An 18,646-nucleotide genomic window follows, 5' to 3' on the forward strand; every position below is an offset into this window, starting at 1 on the left:
TTGGTTCTGCTTGTTCGTCAAGCACCACAACCCGAAAAATCGCCGTTTAAGGGCATTCTTTCGGTCAAGAAACGAAATTTGGGTACTTTCAGGGATCAGTCGGCGGTGAAAGTACCCGACTTTCCGCCTTCCTTGTGGACAACGCGAATATCGGTAATCCGCATGGCTTTATCGACCGCCTTGCACATATCGAACACGGTAAGTGCGGTAACGGTAACGGCGGTCAGGGCTTCCATTTCCACCCCGGTTTTGCCGGTGGTTTTGCAGGTCGCGACAATATCTACCGCATCGGTGGCAGTTGCGAGTTCCAGCGTGACTTCGACCGAGGTCAGGGGCAGGGGGTGGCAAAGCGGGATCAGGTCGGCGGTTTTCTTGGCGCCCATAATCCCGGCAAGCTGGGCGATACCAAGAACGTCGCCCTTTTTATGGCCGCGTTCGGCAATCAGCCGGGCCGTTTCCGCCGACATCAGGACACGGCCCTTTGCGATGGCGACGCGCGCGGTATCGTTCTTGGCCGAAATATCGACCATGACGGCGTTACCAGCGGCGTCGATATGCGAAAGTTTGTCTGCCATGCCTGTGTCTTGTTCCGTTATCAGGCCGCGAGGCCAAGAATATTGCGGGTGGCGGCGGTGACGTCGTCCTGACGCATCAGGCTTTCGCCGATCAGGAAGCATTGCGCGCCGACCTTTGCCATGCGGGCGAGGTCATCGTGCGTGAACAGGCCGCTTTCGGCGACCAGCATCCGGCTGTCATCAACCATGCCAGCGAGTTCTTCGGTCGTGGTCAGGGAGACTTCGAGCGTTTTCAGATTGCGGTTATTGACCCCGAGAAGCTTTGATTTAAGTTTCAGGGCGCGTTCGAGTTCCGGTGCGTTGTGGACTTCTATCAGGACATCCATGCCAAGGCTGTGTGCGGCGTCTTCAAGCTCGGCCGCTTGGGCATCCTCGAGGGCGGCCATGATAAGAAGGATGCAATCGGCACCCAACGCCCGGGCTTCGGTCACCTGATAGGGATCAAGCATGAAATCCTTGCGCAGGACCGGCAGGTCAACCGCGGCACGTGCCGCGATCAGATAGCTGTCATCGCCCTGGAAATAGGGGATATCGGTCAGGACCGACAGGCAGCTTGCCCCACCGGCCTTATAGGCCTGTGCCAGAACGGGCGGATTGAAATCCGGTCGGATCAGGCCCTTGGACGGGGAGGCCTTTTTAATTTCGGCAATCAGGCCGTAACGACCGTCCGCAACCGATGTTTCAAGCGCCCTGATGAAGCCGCGCGGTGCGGATTGTGATCTGGCTGCGGTTTCGAGGTCGGCAAGTGACTTTCGCGCCTTGCAGGCGGCGATGTGGTCGCGTTTGTCGTTACAGATACGTTCGAGTACGTCGCTCACGCTGCGGTCCCCTGATTGGAAATGCGGACTAGTGCCTGCAGGGTTTCTGCGGCTTTGCCGGAATCGATTGCGGTGCGGGCCTTTGCGATGCCATCGGCAAGATCGGTTGCGATGTCGGTCACCACAAGGGCGGCTGCGGCATTCAGCAGAACGATATCGCGATAGGCGCTTTTTTTACCGGCAAGAAGATCGAGAATGGCCTGCGCGTTTGTCTGGGCGTCGCCGCCTTTAAGCGCATCAAGGGTGACGATTTCAAGGCCGTAATCTTCGGGGTTGATTTCAAAGGTCGTGACTGCGCCGTTTTTGACTTCGGCGACAAAGGTCGGGCCGGTTGTTGAAATTTCATCAAGGCCGCTATGACCATAGACAACCCACGCATGTTCCGAACCCAGGCGGTTCAGCACATGGGCAATCGGTTCGACCCATTCACGGGCAAAAACGCCCATGACCTGGCGTTTGGTTTTGGCCGGGTTGGCCAGCGGTCCCAGAAGGTTAAAGATCGTGCGCGTACCCATTTCAACGCGGGTCGGCATCACGTGACGCACCGCCGAGTGATGGCGCGTTGCCATCATGAAGCACAGATTGATTTCCTTTAGCGCCTTTTCGAGAAGCGCCATATCGGCATCAAGATTGACGCCAAGCGCCAGTAGGACATCAGCCGATCCAGATTTTGACGACGCCGCGCGGTTGCCGTGCTTGGCAACGATGGCGCCGCAGGCCGCCGCAACGATTGCCGCCCCGGTCGAGATATTGAAGGTGCCGCTGCCATCGCCACCGGTACCACAGGTATCAACCGCATTGGGCGGGGCGATAATGCCGGTCGCCTTGGAGCGCATGACACGCGCCGCCCCGGTGATTTCATCGACCGTTTCACCGCGCAGCCGCAGCGCCATCAGGAAAGCCCCCATCTGAGACGGCGTTGCCTGACCGGACATCAGAACGTCGAAGGCCTGCTCGGCCTGTTCTTCGTTCAGTTTTTCGCCATTTGCGACTTTGGCCAGGATCGGCTTCAGGTCATATTCAGTCGACATGCGGGTTTCCTCGGTTAGCGGTCCGGTGCGGTTTCATGCGCCGGGGAAGTCTATAAAATTCTTCAAAAGGGCATGGCCATGTTCGGATGCGATGCTTTCGGGATGGAACTGGACACCATGAATCTGATGCTGTTTGTGACGCAGCCCCATGATCAGACCATCCCCGTTTTCCGCCGTGATTTCAAGGCAATCGGGCAGGGTTGCGCGATCAACAACCAATGAATGGTAACGGGTCGCTTCAAACGGGCTGGGCAGGCCGTTAAACACGCTTTTGCCTTCGTGCACCATCGCATCGGTTTTGCCATGCATGCATTCGGGCGCGCGCACGACATTGCCGCCAAAGGCCTGACCGATGCCCTGATGACCAAGGCAGACGCCAAGCAGCTTGACCTTGCCCGCCGATGCCCTGATCAGATCAAGACAGATACCCGCGCGATCCGGATCGCAGGGACCGGGCGAGATCACGATGCCTTCGGGCTTTAAAGCCAGCGCATCAACAACCGAGATTTCATCATTGCGGCGGACGTCGACCTCGGGACCGAGTTCGCGCAGATAGTGCCACAGATTGAATGTGAAGCTGTCGTAATTATCGATGAGGAGATACATCGTGGCGCCGGGCTGTGAATATCAGATCGGGCAGAGAATAAACGGCATTGCCGCTACGTCAAGCGATTGCAAAAACCATTTTCCTGCCATTGTTTGCGGTCTTTGTTTGCGGCTTTAACAGGGTGCTAACCTGATCGGGTTTAAAAGCTTCCAAACACAAGCCGGGATAATTGGCGTATAATCACCATATGGGTAACACGACCCAGCAAACGAGACTGGAGACCAGAGCGTGGCACGCCGGGCACAACCCGCCAAAAAGAAAAAAGCGGCACCGCGAAAAACAGGCCGTAGCAAGGCTGCACCGAAAAGAAAATCGGGCGGCATTGGCCGTTTCATGCTGGGCGGTGCGATTGTTGCGGGGGCCATTTCGGCATTCATTGCAGCAGGCAGTATGCTTGAGCTGGATCGCGCATCGCGTGATCTTGGCGAACGGGCCGCAAATTCCGAACCGGAATATACGCCGACACCGGCCCAGGTACCGGAAAGCCGCAATTATGATTTCAGCGAAAGCAACGGCAATCGCGACCGGACCGGATATATGGTCGGTGAACGTGTGCCGGGTGAAAAAACTGCGCCCGAAACCAGACAACCGCAGAAGGCACCGGTCACAAAGTCGCCTGAACCTGCCGTGTCGCCCGATACCGGCGGGATCAGCGGGGGCGCGCATAGTGATGGTCCGCCGCCATGGCAGAAATTCGCAGCCCTTACCCCCGATACGGGAACCGCACCGGTTATCGCGATTGTGATTGATGATGCGGGCCTTGATCAGCCGCGCACGGCGCGCACTATAGGGCTGCCCGGGCCGGTGACGATTTCCTATCTGCCCTATGCGCGCGACCTTCAGCGTCAGGTGAATGATGCGCGCGGGCGTGGGCATGAAGTGATGCTTCATATGCCGATGGAGCCGTCGTCGGCATTGGTCGATCCAGGTCCGCATGCGTTGCGCACCGGATTTGACCGCGACAAGATATTGGGCGAGATGACCTGGATGCTGGACCGGTTTGATGGCTATGTCGGTGTGAATAATCACATGGGCAGCAAATTCACATCCGATCCGGAACGCATGCAGGTGGTGATGGAGGTGATGAAATCACGCGGGCTTCTGTTCCTTGATTCCAAAACCAGTGCCAAGTCGGTCGGATTTTCGATGGCACGCCAATATGATGTCCCGGCGCTTGAGCGCGACGTGTTCATTGATGACGCCGATGATGCCACCAAAATTGCCGAAATGCTGGCCCGGACTGAAAAAGTTGCCACCAATCAGGGATTTGCGATTGCGATTGGCCATCCGCGCGACCTTACGCTGGAAGCCCTGCAAAAATGGATTCCCGCCATTCAGGCCAAGGGATTTGTTCTGGTGCCGGTGACCGATATCCTGCGGCGAACAAGTCCGAGTGCGACAGGTTGATAAAGAACAAGGCCCGCAAATGAAGCGGGCCTTGTTCTTTCAATCCGAAATGCAGGAAATCAGGCAAACCGATGGGCTTCGCGGGCGGCGGCCATCAATGCGCCTGCCTTGTTCTGGCATTCCTTGTGTTCGAGTTCCGGTTTGCTGTCTACGACGATCCCGGCACCGGCCTGAATATGGATCTGTTCGTCCTTGATGACAGCGGTCCGAAGCGCGATGCAGGTATCCATGGAGCCATCGGCGGAGATATAGCCGATACAACCTGCATAAATGCCGCGCCGGACCGATTCCAGTTCATCGATGATTTCCATGGCGCGGACCTTTGGCGCGCCCGATACCGTTCCAGCAGGGAAACCGGCCTTGAGCGCGTCCATCGCATCATATTTGTCGTCGATCTGACCGACGACGTTCGAGACGATATGCATGACATGGGAATAGTATTCGATCTGTTCGCGGTCGGTGACGCGCACCGTACCGGGCTTGGACACACGGCCGACATCATTGCGCCCAAGGTCAAGCAGCATCAGATGTTCCGAACGTTCCTTGGGATCATCAAGCAGGTCCTGGGCCATGACCTTGTCGTCATCGGGTGTCTTGCCGCGCCGACGCGTTCCGGCAATCGGGCGAATGGTGACTTCGCCGTCGCGCAGGCGGACAAGGATTTCCGGGCTGGCGCCGACAACCTGAAACCCGCCGATATCAAGATAAAACATAAAAGGTGACGGATTGATCCGGCGAAGGGCGCGGTAAAAGGCGAAGGGCGGCAATTGATAGGGCAGCGTGTAGCGTTGCGAGAGCACGACCTGAAAGATATCGCCCGCGCGGATATATTCCTTGGCCTGATCGACCATTTTATGAAAACCGGCCTCGTCGACGCTGACCTTTGGGTCGGGCAGGGTGTCGGGGGCGGATTTGGACCGGCGATCAAGGAACAGGTTGCGCTGGAACTGCTGCACGACATCATTGAGGCGCGCACAGGCCAGATCATAGGCCGCATCGGCATCTATTCCGCTTTCGGGGCGGACCGGGGTTACGACGGTGACGGTATCGGCGATGGTATCGAAGCTTGCGGTGACCGTCGGGCGGATAAAGATGCCGTCAGGGACGCCGAGTTCATCCGGGTTGCTATCGGGCAGCTTTTCCATAAGGCGCACGGTGTCATAACCCATATAGCCGACAAGACCGGCGCTCATGGGTGGCAGATTGTCGGGCAGGGCGATGTGGCTTTCGGCGATCAGCTTTTTGAGGCTTTCAAGCGGTGCATCGGGTTCATCTTCGAACGCATCGGCATCGGCAAGGGCGCGACGGTTCAGTTCTGCCTTTTGGCCAAAGCAGCGCCATATCAGATCGGGGCGCAGGCCAAGGAATGAATAGCGTCCGCGCACGGCACCGCCTTCGACAGATTCAAGCAGATAGGTGTTGGGCATGCCTTCGGCGATCTTGAGAAATGCCGAGACAGGCGTATCAAGATCAGCGGTCAGCGAGGTCCAGAGAACCTGTGAAATGCCGTTATTGTAGTTCTGCTTGAAACTGTTGAAATCCGGTTTGATTTCCATGGTCTGTCCAATTTTGGTCGATTAGGGGTGGGCGGTCTGAGGCAGCGCGGAGTTTAACGAAAAAGGGCGGCCCGATGAAAGGCCGCCCCATTTCTGATCGGGATCAGTTGGCCGCGGTTTGCGGATAAAGACCGTTGATCACGCTGTTATTGACGCTGACCGAAATCTCGTCCTGCAGGTACTCAAGATATTCTGCAAGGATGTCTTCGTTCAGGCCCTGTTTGAGTTCGGTCACGACCGGGTCGTCAGCGCCTTCGGCAATGGTGCCAGCTTTGATCTGATCAAGTTTCAGAACCAGAACATTGTCGCCGGACTGAACGGCCTTTGCCTTGCCTTCTTCAAGGGTGAAGAGGGCTGCGGCAACCGCCGGGCTGACATTGCCTTCGAGGCCCTGACCGGTACGTTTGGTCAGGCCGCTTTGTTCGAGTTCGGCATTGTCGCTGTTAGCGAGCGTTGCGATATCGGCATTCTGGTCATTGATCGACGCGGCAAGCTGATCGGCTTTTTCAAGCATCAGACGGTTGCGTTCATCGGTTTTCCATGCGGTAACAACGTCATCACGCACGTCTTCAAACGGACGCAGTGCCGACGGGGTGACGTCATCAACGCGTGCGACATAACGAACACCGGTCGAGGTTTCTTCGAGGAAGCTTTCCTCGCCCTTGCCGAGTTCGAAAATCTTGGCATTGATCTCACCGCTGTCGGTGATTTCAGTACCCAGACCTTCGCCACGCACAACGTCGTTCAGTTTATAGGTTTTTGCGCCAACCGCGTTTGCTGCTTCTTCAAGCGGGGTCCCGGCACCAAGTTCATCATCAAGCTTGGCGGCAAGATCATAGATCGCGTCTTCGGCCTTGAACTGCCGGACACCGGCTTCGACATCGTCGCGAACCTGATCAAGGGTTTCGGTCTGTTCCGGCGTAATGCGGGTCACGCGAATGATATGCCAGCCAAGGGCTGTTTCGACCGGTTCGGAAAACGCGCCTTCTTCAAGGCCAAACGTCGCATCACGCAGATCGGGAAGGATGTTGTCGGCGGTGAATTCACCAAGTTTGACAATCGACGGATCCATACCGGCATCGTCGGTTGCGACCTGCATGAAATCGGCACCACCCTGAAGCGCCTTATAGGCCTCCTGGGCACTTTCCTTTTCATTGGGGGCAAACAGGATCTGTTCGACAACGCGTTTTTCCGGAGTCTGGAATTCCGGCAGGCGATGGTTATATGCCTCGAGAATTTCTTCTTCGGTGACATCCATATTTGCTGCCAGATCCTTCGCCGAAAGGGTGACCAGGGTCACATTGCGGCTTTCGGGGGCGGTGAATTGCGGTGCGTTGTCTTCGTGATATTTACGAAGGGTCGCGTCATCGGGCGTTTCGATCGTGTCGAATTCCGAAGCATTCAGGGCAAAGAAACTGCCGCTGCGCTGTTCGTTGCGGTAAGCGGCAATCTGTTGTGCCATGACGTCAGGGACGCTGACGGCACCGGCGAGGCTGCCAACAACCTGCTGGCCCATCATGTCGCCACGAACACCTTCGATGAATTCCGGTTCGGTATATCCGCTGGAATACAGCGCCTGAAGGAAACGTTCGCGGTCGAACTGGCCGGTGGTTTCATTCTGGAAGCCCGGAGAGGCGAAAATCGTCTCGCGCACTTTTTCGTTGCTGATGCCGATGCCCATTTCCTTGGCGTTTTCACGCAGGATTTTCTGGGAAACCAGATTTTGAACCGTATTGTTCAAAAGGCCCATCTGGATGGCTTGCTGACGGTCGAAATTCGGACCGAAAACGCTGCGCATGTTCTGGATGCTGCGCTGGAAGGCGCGATCCAGTTCGGCGGGGCTGATATTTTGGCTGCCGATTTCAGCAACCTGACGCGATGTTCCAAGATCGAGCATCGACGCATTCAGGCCCCATCCGACGAAGCTGATTGCAATCACGCCGAGGATGATCTTGGCAAAGATTGATTTCGAAAAAGAGCGAATGCCAGCAAGCATATGATAAGCCTAACAATTCGTGGTTGGTGCCGATGACAATGCAGATGACAATGTACCGGCAGCGTTTCTTTTATCTGCCGGAACATAACGAAAATCCCGGCGCAATTGCCGCGCATCTTAATGGCGAGAGGTAAGGGCGGCAACATCCGATTGCATTGACCGTGCCCGAAGTTCGGTTGACAGTGTTTTCCGGGGCTTGGCCGGGGCCTGAGCGCGTGCTAAAACCCGCATCGAACCGTGTTTGTAACAATACTTGTCGGATCGGTTCCCACATGGCCCAGCCATTGCCTGATCCAAAACCCGTCGCAGCAAGAGGTAGATATACATATGTCACAGCGCCGTCCCCTGATCGCCGGAAACTGGAAAATGAATTGCCTGCGCACCGACGGGCTTGCACTTGCGCGCGGACTGTCTGACCGCGCAAAGGCAAAAGGTGATCTGGCATGTGATATTCTGGTCTGTCCGCCGGCAACCCTGATTTCCGATGTTGCCGGTGTTACGGCCAAGAGTGCCGTCAAGGTTGGCGGTCAGGATTGCCATATTGCCGTTTCGGGCGCGCATACCGGGGATATTGCGGCCCCGATGCTGGCCGATATCGGCGCGACCCATGTTCTTGTCGGACATTCCGAACGTCGGGCCGACCACGGTGAAAGTTCGACCGTTATTCGCCAGAAAACAATGGCAGCCCATGATGCCGGTCTGATTGCGGTGGTCTGTGTTGGCGAGACCGAGCAGGAACGCGATCTTGGTGCGACGCTTGCGGTGGTCAATGGCCAGATTGCGGTTTCGGTTCCTGATGAGGCGACGGCGGAAAATACCGTCATTGCCTATGAGCCGGTCTGGGCGATTGGCACGGGGCGCACGGCAAGCGTTGATGAAGTTGCCGAAGTTCATGCTGCAATTCGTGCAGGGCTGACGGCACGATTTGATGATGGTGACAAATTCAGAATTCTGTATGGTGGTTCGGTAAAGCCGTCCAATGCGGCTGAATTGCTGTCTGTGCCCGATGTTGACGGTGCACTGGTTGGCGGGGCGAGCCTCAAGGTTGACGATTTTTGGAAAATTATTGAAAGTTGCGCCTAGCCAACTGTCATAAAACACGTTAAATACGCATCAAATTTTTGCCCGATCCGGCCATAATAATGTTCGGATCGGAAGTTTTAGGACAAGAGTTTCGAGACCATGCAAACTGTTATTCTGGTAATTCACCTTCTTCTTGCGCTTGGCATGATTGCCGTCATTCTCGTACAGCGCAGCGAGGGCGGTGGGCTTGGTATCGGCGGAAGCGGCGGCGGTGGCGGCGGCGGTAATTTCGGCGTCATGAGCTCGCGCAGCGCAGCAAACCTTCTGACACGTACGACCGCTATTCTTGCCGGGGCATTCATGATTACAAGCCTTGCCCTGGCATTGTTGTCCAACACTCATACCCAGCCGACATCCATACTGGATCAGGCTCCGGCCCCGGCAGCTGAACAACAGCCCGCCGAGGACACCGGACCGGCGGCTCCGACCCGCTAAAAAACAAACCGACGACCAGAGGCGGCAAAATTGCCGCCTCAATTTTTGATTGTTGTATTCCCCGGTTCGTGATGCACTGAGCGGCATCGAACTGCGGCGTTTTGCTTTGAGATGAGGCAAAGACATGACCCGTTATATCTTTATCACCGGTGGCGTTGTTTCTTCGCTGGGCAAGGGCCTGGCATCTGCTGCTTTGGGGGCCTCGCTTCAGGCACGTGGTTTCACTGTTCGCCTGCGCAAGCTTGATCCGTATATCAACGTTGATCCGGGCACCATGAGCCCGTATCAGCATGGCGAATGTTATGTGACCGAAGACGGGGCGGAGACCGACCTTGATCTTGGTCACTATGAACGTTTCACAGGTGTTTCGTCGCGTCGTTCCGACAACGTGACCACCGGTCGCATCTATTCCAACGTGATTGCGCGCGAACGTCGCGGCGATTATCTGGGCGGGACCGTTCAGGTGATCCCGCACATTACCGATGCGATCAAGGAATTCGTTCAGTCCGATGCGACCGAGGATTTTGTCCTTGTCGAGATCGGCGGTACGGTTGGCGATATCGAAAGTCTGCCGTTCCTTGAAGCGATCCGCCAGATGGGCAACGAGCTTGGCGATGGCCGCACGCTGTTCATGCATCTGACGCTGGTGCCTTATATTTCGTCGGCGGGCGAGCTTAAAACCAAACCGACCCAGCATTCCGTCAAGGAACTGCAAAGCGTTGGTATTCAGCCCGATATCCTGCTGTGCCGTTGTGACCGTGAAATTCCGGTCAATGAGCGCCGCAAGATCGCACGTTTCTGTAACGTGCGCGAAGCCGCTGTTATTCCGGCCTATGACGTCGACAATATCTATCAGGTGCCGATCAGCTATCACCAGTATGGTCTTGATAACGAAGTGCTTCATCACTTCGGCTTGCAGGCACAGGACCCGGATCTGGGGCCGTGGGAAGAAATCTGCAACATCATCCGTAATCCTGAAGGTGAGGTCACCATCGGGATCGTTGGCAAATACATTCAGCTGCCCGATGCCTATAAGTCGCTCACCGAAGCACTGACCCATGGCGGTATCGCCAACAAGGTCCGTGTCAAACTGGAATGGATTGCGTCTGACGCGCTTGAAAAAGAAGGCGATGTTAGCGAAATCCTGTCCAAACTGGACGCGATCATGGTGCCGGGCGGATTTGGCGAGCGTGGGACAGAGGGCAAGATTGCCGCTGCGCGCTATGCCCGTGAAAACAAGGTGCCGTATTTCGGTATCTGCTTTGGCATGCAGATGGCGGTTCTTGAAGCGGCCCGCAATCTTGCGGGGCTTAAGGATGCGTCTTCATCGGAATTCGGTCCGACGAAAACCCCGCTTGTGGGCCTGATGACCGAATGGGCCAAAGATGGTGGCTCGGTTGAGCGTCGTAGCGGCGAAGATGATCTTGGTGGCACCATGCGCCTTGGCAACTACGAGTGCAAACTGGTCGACGGTACGCGTGCGCGTGATATCTATGGCAGTGAGACCGTTCTTGAGCGCCATCGCCATCGTTACGAAGTTAACGTAAACTTCATGGCGCAGCTTGAGGAAAAAGGGCTTAAATTCTCGGGTCTGTCGCCGGACGGGCGTTTGCCGGAAATCGTCGAATACCCGGATCACCCGTGGTTCATCGGCGTTCAGTTCCACCCGGAACTGCGTTCGCGTCCGCTTGATCCGCATCCGCTGTTTGTGTCCTATATCAAGGCCGCCAAAGAGCGCAGCCGTCTGGTTTGATCAATCAGCCTGAATGAAAGACTTCGAAATGACGGAAATCAAAACTGTCAAAGTCGGCAATATCGAATTCGCCAATGACAGGCCCTTTGCGCTTCTGGCGGGGCCATGCGCGATCGAAAGCCGTCAGCACGCACTGGAAATGTCCGCAGCGCTTAAGGAATTGTCCGAGGGGCTCGGGATCGGGCTTGTTTACAAAAGCTCGTTTGACAAGGCAAACCGCACCAGCAGCACGTCGAGGCGTGGGGTTGGTCTGGTCGAAGGTCTCGACATTCTGGCCGAGGTCAAGGAAAAGACCGGCCTTCCGATTGTCACCGACGTTCATCTGCCCGATCAGTGTGCGGCGGTCGCGGAAGTTGCCGATATTCTGCAAATTCCGGCGTTCCTGTGCCGTCAGGCCGATCTTTTGCAGGCCGCGGGTAAAACCGGGCGCGCGGTGAATGTCAAAAAGGGCCAGTTCCTGGCACCCTGGGACATGGCGAATGTTGCGAACAACATAGCGTCAACCGGCAATGAAAACATCATGCTTTGTGATCGCGGGACCAGCTTTGGCTATAACACGCTGGTAACCGATTTCCGTGGACTTCCCACCATGGCCCGTCAGGGCTATCCCGTCGTATTTGATGCGACCCATTCTGTTCAGCAGCCGGGTGGGCAGGGGGCAACGTCGGGTGGACAGCGCGAATTTGCGCCGGTATTGGCACGTGCGGCTGTATCTGTCGGCATTGCCGCCCTGTTTATCGAAACCCACGATAACCCGGATGCGGCCATCAGCGATGGTCCGAACCAGATTCCCTTGAACAAGCTTCCGGAAGTTTTGTCGGTTCTGATGGAACTGGACAAAGTGGCAAAAGCCAATCCGGTTCGTCTGGACATGTTCAAGGATTGATATGCAAATGCCGCCATCAGACATGATGGCGGCATTTCTTTTATGCTGTAACCAAAGCACCCGATTGGGGTGCAGATAATCTCAGTGAGGAGAATGTTTCCGTCATGACCGCTATTATCGATATCCGCGGCCGCGAAATCCTCGATAGCCGTGGCAACCCGACTGTCGAAGTTGATGTAACTCTGGAAAGTGGCGCCTTTGGTCGTGCAGCCGTTCCGTCGGGTGCATCCACCGGTGCGCATGAAGCCGTCGAGCTGCGTGACAAGGAAGACCGTTATCTTGGCAAGGGCGTGACCAAAGCGGTTGCCGCCGTCAATGGCGAGATTTTCGAAGCCCTGGCCGGTATGGATGCCGAAGACCAGGTAGAGGTCGATGGCATCATGATCGATCTTGACGGGACGCCGAACAAGAGCCGTCTTGGTGCGAACGCCATTCTGGGTGTTTCGCTGGCGGTTGCCAAGGCTGCGGCTGAAGAAGCAGGCCTTCCGCTTTATCGTTATGTTGGTGGGGCTTTCGCCCGCACCCTGCCGGTGCCGATGATGAACATCATCAATGGCGGTGAACATGCCGACAACGCGATTGACGTTCAGGAATTCATGGTGATGCCGGTTTCGGCAGAAACCGGATCGGACGCAATCCGCATGGGTGCGGAAATCTTCCATAACCTGAAAAAGGCCCTGTCGGCAGATGGTCTGAGCACTTCTGTTGGTGACGAAGGTGGTTTTGCCCCGAATATCGGGTCGAGCGAAGAAGCCATCAGCTACATCATGAAGTCGATCGAAGCCGCCGGTTATCGCCCGGAAGAAGACGTTGTCCTTGCCCTTGATGCGGCATCGACCGAATTCTACAAAGGTGGTAAATACGTTCTGGCGGGCGAGAACAAGACCCTTGATGCAGACGGCATGGTCAAATACTGGGCCGATCTGGTCAGCAAGTATCCGATTTTCTCGATCGAAGACGGCATGTCTGAAGATGACTGGGACGGTTGGGCAGCATTGACGTCGGAAATCGGTAAAAAGGTTCAGCTGGTTGGGGATGATCTGTTCGTAACCAATCCGAAGCGCCTTGCCGATGGCATCAAGAAGGGCGTTGCCAACTCGATCCTCGTGAAGGTCAACCAGATCGGTTCGCTGACCGAAACGCTTGAGGCCGTCGAAATGGCCCATCGTGCGGGCTATACTGCGGTTATGTCACACCGTTCGGGCGAAACCGAAGATTCGACCATCGCCGATCTTGCGGTTGCCACCAATTGCGGGCAGATCAAAACCGGTTCGCTGTCACGTTCTGACCGTCTGGCGAAATACAACCAGCTGATCCGCATCGAAGAGATGCTGGGGGCCGGTGCCTATTATCCGGGGCGTTCGATCCTGAAATAAGGTTCGATTGCAGGACTGAACCTGAAAAACCGTCCCGTCATTCCGGGGCGGTTTTTTGTTGTTCAGGATCAGCTAATTGAGCGTAACTGCCCTGTATTAGCATTGCTGTTTTAAGCTTATTTTTACCCTGTTGTGATTAGCTGTGAGAGTATTTTTGCGAGAGTTCTGTCTGCTGCGAGATTTATACCTTTGCGTTCAAAGGGAAATAACGCACGCAGTTTTTCCGTTCCGGTTTCGGAATGGTGTTTTTTCTGTTGTTCGTCTCGTATCCGCAAAGGGCAGGGGTAAATGTCTTCAACGTCACCGGTTATTCGCCGACTAGGTCAGGCTATTGCACCGGTCATTGCATTTACCATTATGGTCTATTTTATTTTCCACAGTGTCGAAGGTAATCGTGGTTTGCTGGCTTATTGGTCGATGCAGGACCGCGTGGCCGATATCGCAAAAGTGCGCGATGAAATCATCGACAAGCGCAAGCATCTGGAGCAGCGCGTGATTGCGATGCGCCCGAAGCATCTTGATCCTGATCTGCTCGATGAACGTGCGCGCGCGATGCTGAATGCCGCGCACCCGGATGATCTGATTATCTTCCATCACAATGGCTACCCGGCCGACGAAACGGTTGCTGCCAGCCAGTAATCGGTCGCGGCAGATTTGTGCTTAGAATCCGGCTGGGTTTTTATGCGCGCGATCAACTTCCAAAATTGAAAATGCGCGCGTCCGGGGCTGTATTTCCCATGATTTTACAGCCCGGGCTGCTTGGCGGGAATTTGACATCCTCTCATACAGCGTTGTTTCAACTGTCTTTTGGTTGATTTGTGACCTGCAATAGTTTGTGATCAGGGCAACGCAACCTTTTGTTTCTTCTGGCAGTTGCGAAATAAACGTGTCGGATCTGTGATATTCTTTTCAGGAAAGCATAGCATTTGTGACCTGATGGAATGAACGGGAATGAAGCCGGTTCCTCAAGTCACTGGAAACGCTTGAATTATGTATATATGCAAAAAAACATGAATTAACCATTATTTGGTTTATTTGTGATTGTGCGTTGCAAAACAACAGTTTACGGGTGGTTAGATTGCTTGCTTCGACACGTAGTTTTGGGTAGTCATTTCGGTGGTCCAGTACCGAATTAAGCGCTCATACATGATGCTTAAGCGACAGCCATCCACCGGGAGGAAACATGGCGACCACAAAACGCAAACGCGCCACGACGCGCGCCGACAATCAGGCGAGCAGTGACGATCTCCTCAAATATTACCGTGAAATGCTGCTGATCCGTCGCTTTGAAGAAAAAGCCGGTCAGCTTTATGGCATGGGGCTTATTGGTGGCTTCTGCCATCTTTACATCGGGCAGGAAGCTGTCGTTGTCGGCATGCAGGCTGCCATTACCGGCGATGATGGTGTGATTACCAGTTACCGCGACCACGGCCACATGCTGGCCTGTGGTATGGACCCAGCAGGGGTCATGGCAGAGCTGACCGGCCGTGAAGGCGGTTATTCGCACGGCAAGGGCGGCTCGATGCACATGTTCTCCAAGGAAAAGAACTTCTATGGCGGGCATGGTATCGTCGGCGGGCAGGTTTCGCTCGGCACCGGTATTGCCTTCAATTACAAATATCGCGGTCAGGACCGTGTCTGCCTGACCTATCTTGGGGACGGTGCCGTCAACCAGGGGCAGGTATACGAATCCTTCAACATGGCAGCGCTCTGGAAGCTTCCGGTGATCTATTGCATCGAGAACAACCAGTATGCCATGGGAACGTCGGCACAGCGCCATTCGGCCAGCCCGGACCTTTACGAGCGTGGTTCTGCCTATGGTATACCGGGTGAACAGGTTGATGGCATGGACGTTCTGGCGGTCAAGGATGCCGGTGAACGTGCCGTTGCGCATTGCCGCGAAGGCAAAGGGCCCTATATTCTTGAGCTCAAGACCTATCGCTATCGCGGGCATTCCATGTCCGACCCGGCGAAATATCGTACCAAGGACGAGCTCGACAAAATGCGTAAAGAGCACGATCCGATCGATATGGTCAAAAAGCTGCTGATCGATGGTGATATCATCGACGAGGCTGGCCTCAAGGACATCGACAAGGATGTGAAAGCGGAAGTCGCCAAAGCGGCCGAGTTTGCGCAAAACAGCCCGGAACCGGATGTTTCCGAACTGTTCACAGATATTCTGATCGACGCGTGATCGCGACACCCGCGAACCGCTTTTGACCGATATTTCCCGGGAGAGAGGGAACAATGCCGATTGAAGTTTTGATGCCGGCGCTGTCGCCGACCATGACAGAAGGCACTCTTGCCAAATGGACCGTCAAGGAAGGCGACACTGTTGCCTCCGGTGACGTGATTGCAGAAATTGAAACCGACAAGGCCACGATGGAAGTCGAGGCCGTTGACGAAGGGACCATCGGCAAGATCGTGATTGCCGAAGGCACTGAAAACGTCGCGGTGAATGCTGTGATCGCCTATATCCTCGAAGAAGACGAGGATGCTTCTGCTCTTGATAATGTTTCGGCGTCTTCTGCACCGAAAGCCGACGCCGCACCGGCCGAAGCCAAGGAAGAAGAAAAGGCACCGGCCAGTTCGTCCAATGCAGCACCTGTTTCTGCAAGCGGTGCGATTGACCGCGCCGAACAGGACCCGCGTGCCATGAGCGTCATGAACGCGACCAAGGACGAGAAAACCTATACCTCGTTCAAGACCCAGACCGTTCGTGAAGCCCTGCGCGATGCCATGGCCGAAGAAATGCGGGCCGATGAGAACGTTTATGTCATGGGGGAAGAAGTCGCGCAGTATCAGGGGGCTTATAAAGTCACCCAGGGCTTGCTTGATGAATTCGGTGACAAGCGTGTTGTTGATACCCCGATTACCGAGCATGGCTTTACCGGCCTTGCAACCGGTTCGGCATTCATGGGCCTGAAACCGGTTCTTGAGTTCATGACCTTTAACTTCGCCATGCAGGCGATTGACCAGATCATCAACTCTGCTGCGAAAACCCTGTATATGTCCGGTGGCCAGCTTGGTTGCCCGATCGTGTTCCGTGGCCCGAACGGTGCTGCGTCGCGTGTGGGCGCACAGCATTCGCAGTGCTATGCATCCTGGTATGCACATTGCCCGGGGCTCAAGGTTGTCGCACCTTGGTCGGCGGCCGATGCGAAGGGTCTGCTCAAGGCTGCTATTCGTGATCCGAACCCGATTGTCTTCCTTGAAAACGAAATCCTTTACGGACAGAGCTTCGAAGTGCCGGACGACGAAGATTTCGTTCTTCCGATTGGTCAGGCAAAGATCGAACGCGAAGGGACGGACGTTACCATCGTTGCGTTTTCAATCATGGTCGGCAAGGCGCTGAAAGCGGCAGAACAGCTTGCTGAGCAGGGCATTTCCGCCGAAGTCATCAACCTTCGGACCATCCGTCCGCTTGATGTGAACACCATCGTTCGCTCGGTCATGAAAACCAACCGTCTCGTGACCTGCGAAGAAGGCTGGCACTTTGCCGGTATCGGTGCCGAGATCGCATCGGTCATCATGGAAAATGCGTTTGATTACCTTGATGCGCCGGTTGCGCGCGTTACCGGTGAAGATGTTCCGATGCCATATGCTGCCAACCTCGAAGTGCTTGCACTTCCGCAGGAGCAACACATCGTCGATGCGGCTAAGGCCGTTTGCTATCGCTAAGTAAAACGGACAGGGGCAGGGCGCGGCAAACCCGCGCCGCCCCGTTACCGGGAGATTGCGTTCATGCCTGTTAAGATATTGATGCCGGCCCTGTCGCCGACCATGACCGAAGGCACCTTGGCGAAATGGCTTGTCAAGGAAGGCGACACCGTTGAGTCAGGTGACGTCATTGCCGAAATCGAAACCGATAAAGCCACGATGGAAGTTGAAGCCGTCGACGAAGGCAAAATCGGTAAAATCCTTGTTTCCGAAGGCAGCGAAGGCGTTGCCGTGAACGAGGTTATCGCACTTCTTCTGGAAGAAGGCGAAGATGCCAGCGCCCTTGACGGGGCGGATACGTCTTCGGCGTCTGTTGGCGGCGGCGATGCCGAACCAGCAGCCGAGGCACCGAAACAGGAAGCGTCCAAGTCAGAAGCCGTCCCGGCAAAAGGCCTGGCACCTGCGGCACCTGTTTCCGGTGGGGATCGTATCAAGGCAAGCCCATTGGCGCGTCGTATTGCAGCCAATGAAGGCGTTGATCTTGGCAAGGTCGAAGGTTCGGGCCCGCGTGGTCGTGTTGTGAAACGCGATGTCGAGGCTGCACTGTCGTCCAAACCGGCCGATAAAGCTGCTTCTGCTGCTGCTTCTTCGGCTCCTGCTGGCGAGAAACCGGCGGCAGCCCCGCAGGCACCGGCGGCGTCTGGCTGGAACCCGGATCTGACCGGTTTGCCGGAATATGAAGAAATCCCGAACAGCTCGATGCGCAAGGTTATTGCCCGTCGTCTGACCCAGTCCAAACAGCAGGTTCCGCATTTCTACCTGACGGTCGATTGCGAACTCGACAATCTGCTTGCCACCCGCAAGCAGCTTAACGAGAAGGCCGGCGAGGGCGTGAAGGTATCGGTCAATGATTTCGTCATTCGTGCCGCATCCATCGCGCTTAAACGCGTACCGGCGGCCAATGCGGTCTGGACCGATGCGGCCATCCTGCAGTGCAAGCAGCAGGACATTTCGGTGGCTGTTGCCATCGAGGGCGGCCTGATCACCCCGGTTATCCGCAATGCGGGTGGCAAGGGGCTTGCCGAAATCTCGACCGAGATGAAGGCACTGGCTGGCAAGGCACGCGAAGGCAAGCTGAAACCGGAAGAATTCCAAGGCGGGACTTTCTCTGTCTCTAACCTTGGCATGTTTGGCATCAAGGAATTCTCTGCCATCATCAACCCGCCGCAGGGCTGCATTCTGGCCGTTGGTGCCGGTGAACAGCGCGCGGTTGTCAAGGACGGCGCCTTGGCTATTGCCACCGTCATGAGCTGCACGCTTTCGGTCGACCATCGTGTGGTCGATGGTGCGATCGGTGCTGAATTCATGGCTGAATTCAAAAAGCTGATCGAAGATCCGCTGAGCATGTTGCTCTGAGGTTCGGAAATTGCGCGGGGACTTTAAATAGTCCCCGCAAGCATTTG

General features: G+C 55.7%; 16 protein-coding genes. 10 read left to right on the plus strand and 6 right to left on the minus strand.

The window, feature by feature from the left end; all coding sequences use genetic code 11:
- Positions 1–95: 95 nt before the first annotated feature.
- Genes moaC through ABIE64_RS13440 form a run of 4 tightly spaced genes read right to left on the minus strand, consistent with a single transcriptional unit; the run spans position 96 to position 3,030 of the window.
- Positions 96–596, minus strand: a complete 501-nt coding sequence (gene moaC / locus ABIE64_RS13425) for a cyclic pyranopterin monophosphate synthase MoaC (RefSeq protein WP_503012851.1) — start codon at positions 594–596, stop codon at positions 96–98.
- Positions 596–1,393 (minus strand): indole-3-glycerol phosphate synthase TrpC, encoded by a 798-nt coding sequence (trpC, locus tag ABIE64_RS13430; RefSeq protein WP_354377694.1) that lies wholly within the window; start codon positions 1,391–1,393, stop codon positions 596–598. Before trpC ends, moaC begins: the two co-directional genes overlap by 1 nt.
- Positions 1,390–2,424 (minus strand): anthranilate phosphoribosyltransferase, encoded by a 1,035-nt coding sequence (trpD, locus tag ABIE64_RS13435; RefSeq protein ID WP_071239944.1) that lies wholly within the window; start codon positions 2,422–2,424, stop codon positions 1,390–1,392. The genes trpC and trpD overlap by 4 nt, the downstream gene beginning before the upstream one ends.
- A 33-nt stretch (positions 2,425–2,457) precedes the next feature.
- Positions 2,458–3,030 carry an anthranilate synthase component II gene (locus ABIE64_RS13440; RefSeq protein ID WP_354377695.1) on the minus strand — a complete coding sequence of 191 codons (573 nt, stop codon included), beginning with the start codon at positions 3,028–3,030 and terminating at the stop codon, positions 2,458–2,460.
- A gap of 229 nt (positions 3,031–3,259) precedes the next feature.
- On the opposite strand from ABIE64_RS13440, the gene ABIE64_RS13445 reads away from it, so the two are divergent.
- A complete protein-coding gene (locus ABIE64_RS13445; RefSeq protein WP_354377696.1) occupies positions 3,260–4,438 on the plus strand; it encodes a divergent polysaccharide deacetylase family protein in 1,179 nt (392 codons plus the stop codon).
- A 59-nt stretch (positions 4,439–4,497) separates the two neighbouring features.
- Here ABIE64_RS13445 and trpE read toward each other — a convergent pair whose 3' ends face one another.
- On the minus strand, positions 4,498–5,994 hold the full coding sequence (gene trpE, locus ABIE64_RS13450; protein WP_071239947.1) for an anthranilate synthase component I: 1,497 nt from the start codon (positions 5,992–5,994) through the stop codon (positions 4,498–4,500).
- 103 nt (positions 5,995–6,097) lie between these two features.
- Positions 6,098–7,990: a peptidyl-prolyl cis-trans isomerase gene (locus ABIE64_RS13455; RefSeq protein ID WP_354377697.1), complete on the minus strand. Its 1,893-nt coding sequence runs from the start codon at positions 7,988–7,990 to the stop codon at positions 6,098–6,100.
- A 327-nt stretch (positions 7,991–8,317) separates the two neighbouring features.
- On the opposite strand from ABIE64_RS13455, the gene tpiA reads away from it, so the two are divergent.
- The 9 genes from tpiA to ABIE64_RS13500 all read left to right on the plus strand — a co-directional run bounded on the left by tpiA (position 8,318) and on the right by ABIE64_RS13500 (position 18,599).
- Complete coding sequence (gene tpiA / locus ABIE64_RS13460; protein ID WP_354377698.1) at positions 8,318–9,073, plus strand: triose-phosphate isomerase; 756 nt, start codon at positions 8,318–8,320, stop codon at positions 9,071–9,073.
- Positions 9,074–9,172: 99 nt separating this feature from the next.
- Positions 9,173–9,508 carry a preprotein translocase subunit SecG gene (gene secG, locus ABIE64_RS13465; RefSeq protein WP_007089463.1) on the plus strand — a complete coding sequence of 112 codons (336 nt, stop codon included), beginning with the start codon at positions 9,173–9,175 and terminating at the stop codon, positions 9,506–9,508.
- 124 nt (positions 9,509–9,632) lie between these two features.
- A complete protein-coding gene (pyrG, locus tag ABIE64_RS13470) occupies positions 9,633–11,261 on the plus strand; it encodes a CTP synthase (RefSeq protein WP_007089464.1) in 1,629 nt (542 codons plus the stop codon).
- A gap of 28 nt (positions 11,262–11,289) precedes the next feature.
- Positions 11,290–12,147, plus strand: coding sequence for a 3-deoxy-8-phosphooctulonate synthase (kdsA, locus tag ABIE64_RS13475; RefSeq protein WP_354377699.1), 858 nt, complete (start codon positions 11,290–11,292; stop codon positions 12,145–12,147).
- A 104-nt stretch (positions 12,148–12,251) separates the two neighbouring features.
- Positions 12,252–13,523 carry a phosphopyruvate hydratase gene (gene eno / locus ABIE64_RS13480; RefSeq protein ID WP_007089466.1) on the plus strand — a complete coding sequence of 424 codons (1,272 nt, stop codon included), beginning with the start codon at positions 12,252–12,254 and terminating at the stop codon, positions 13,521–13,523.
- Positions 13,524–13,811: 288 nt separating this feature from the next.
- A complete protein-coding gene (locus ABIE64_RS13485) occupies positions 13,812–14,162 on the plus strand; it encodes an FtsB family cell division protein (protein ID WP_051682326.1) in 351 nt (116 codons plus the stop codon).
- A gap of 544 nt (positions 14,163–14,706) precedes the next feature.
- Entirely contained in the window at positions 14,707–15,717 is a 1,011-nt protein-coding gene (gene pdhA, locus ABIE64_RS13490) for a pyruvate dehydrogenase (acetyl-transferring) E1 component subunit alpha (protein ID WP_037991264.1), read from the plus strand.
- 53 nt (positions 15,718–15,770) lie between these two features.
- A complete protein-coding gene (locus ABIE64_RS13495) occupies positions 15,771–17,204 on the plus strand; it encodes a pyruvate dehydrogenase complex E1 component subunit beta (protein WP_354377700.1) in 1,434 nt (477 codons plus the stop codon).
- 63 nt (positions 17,205–17,267) lie between these two features.
- A complete protein-coding gene (locus ABIE64_RS13500) occupies positions 17,268–18,599 on the plus strand; it encodes a pyruvate dehydrogenase complex dihydrolipoamide acetyltransferase (protein ID WP_354377701.1) in 1,332 nt (443 codons plus the stop codon).
- Positions 18,600–18,646 lie beyond the last annotated feature (47 nt).

Origin of the sequence: Thalassospira sp. MBR-102, from assembly GCF_040549275.1 — a bacterium.
Lineage (GTDB): Bacteria > Pseudomonadota > Alphaproteobacteria > Rhodospirillales > Thalassospiraceae > Thalassospira > Thalassospira xiamenensis.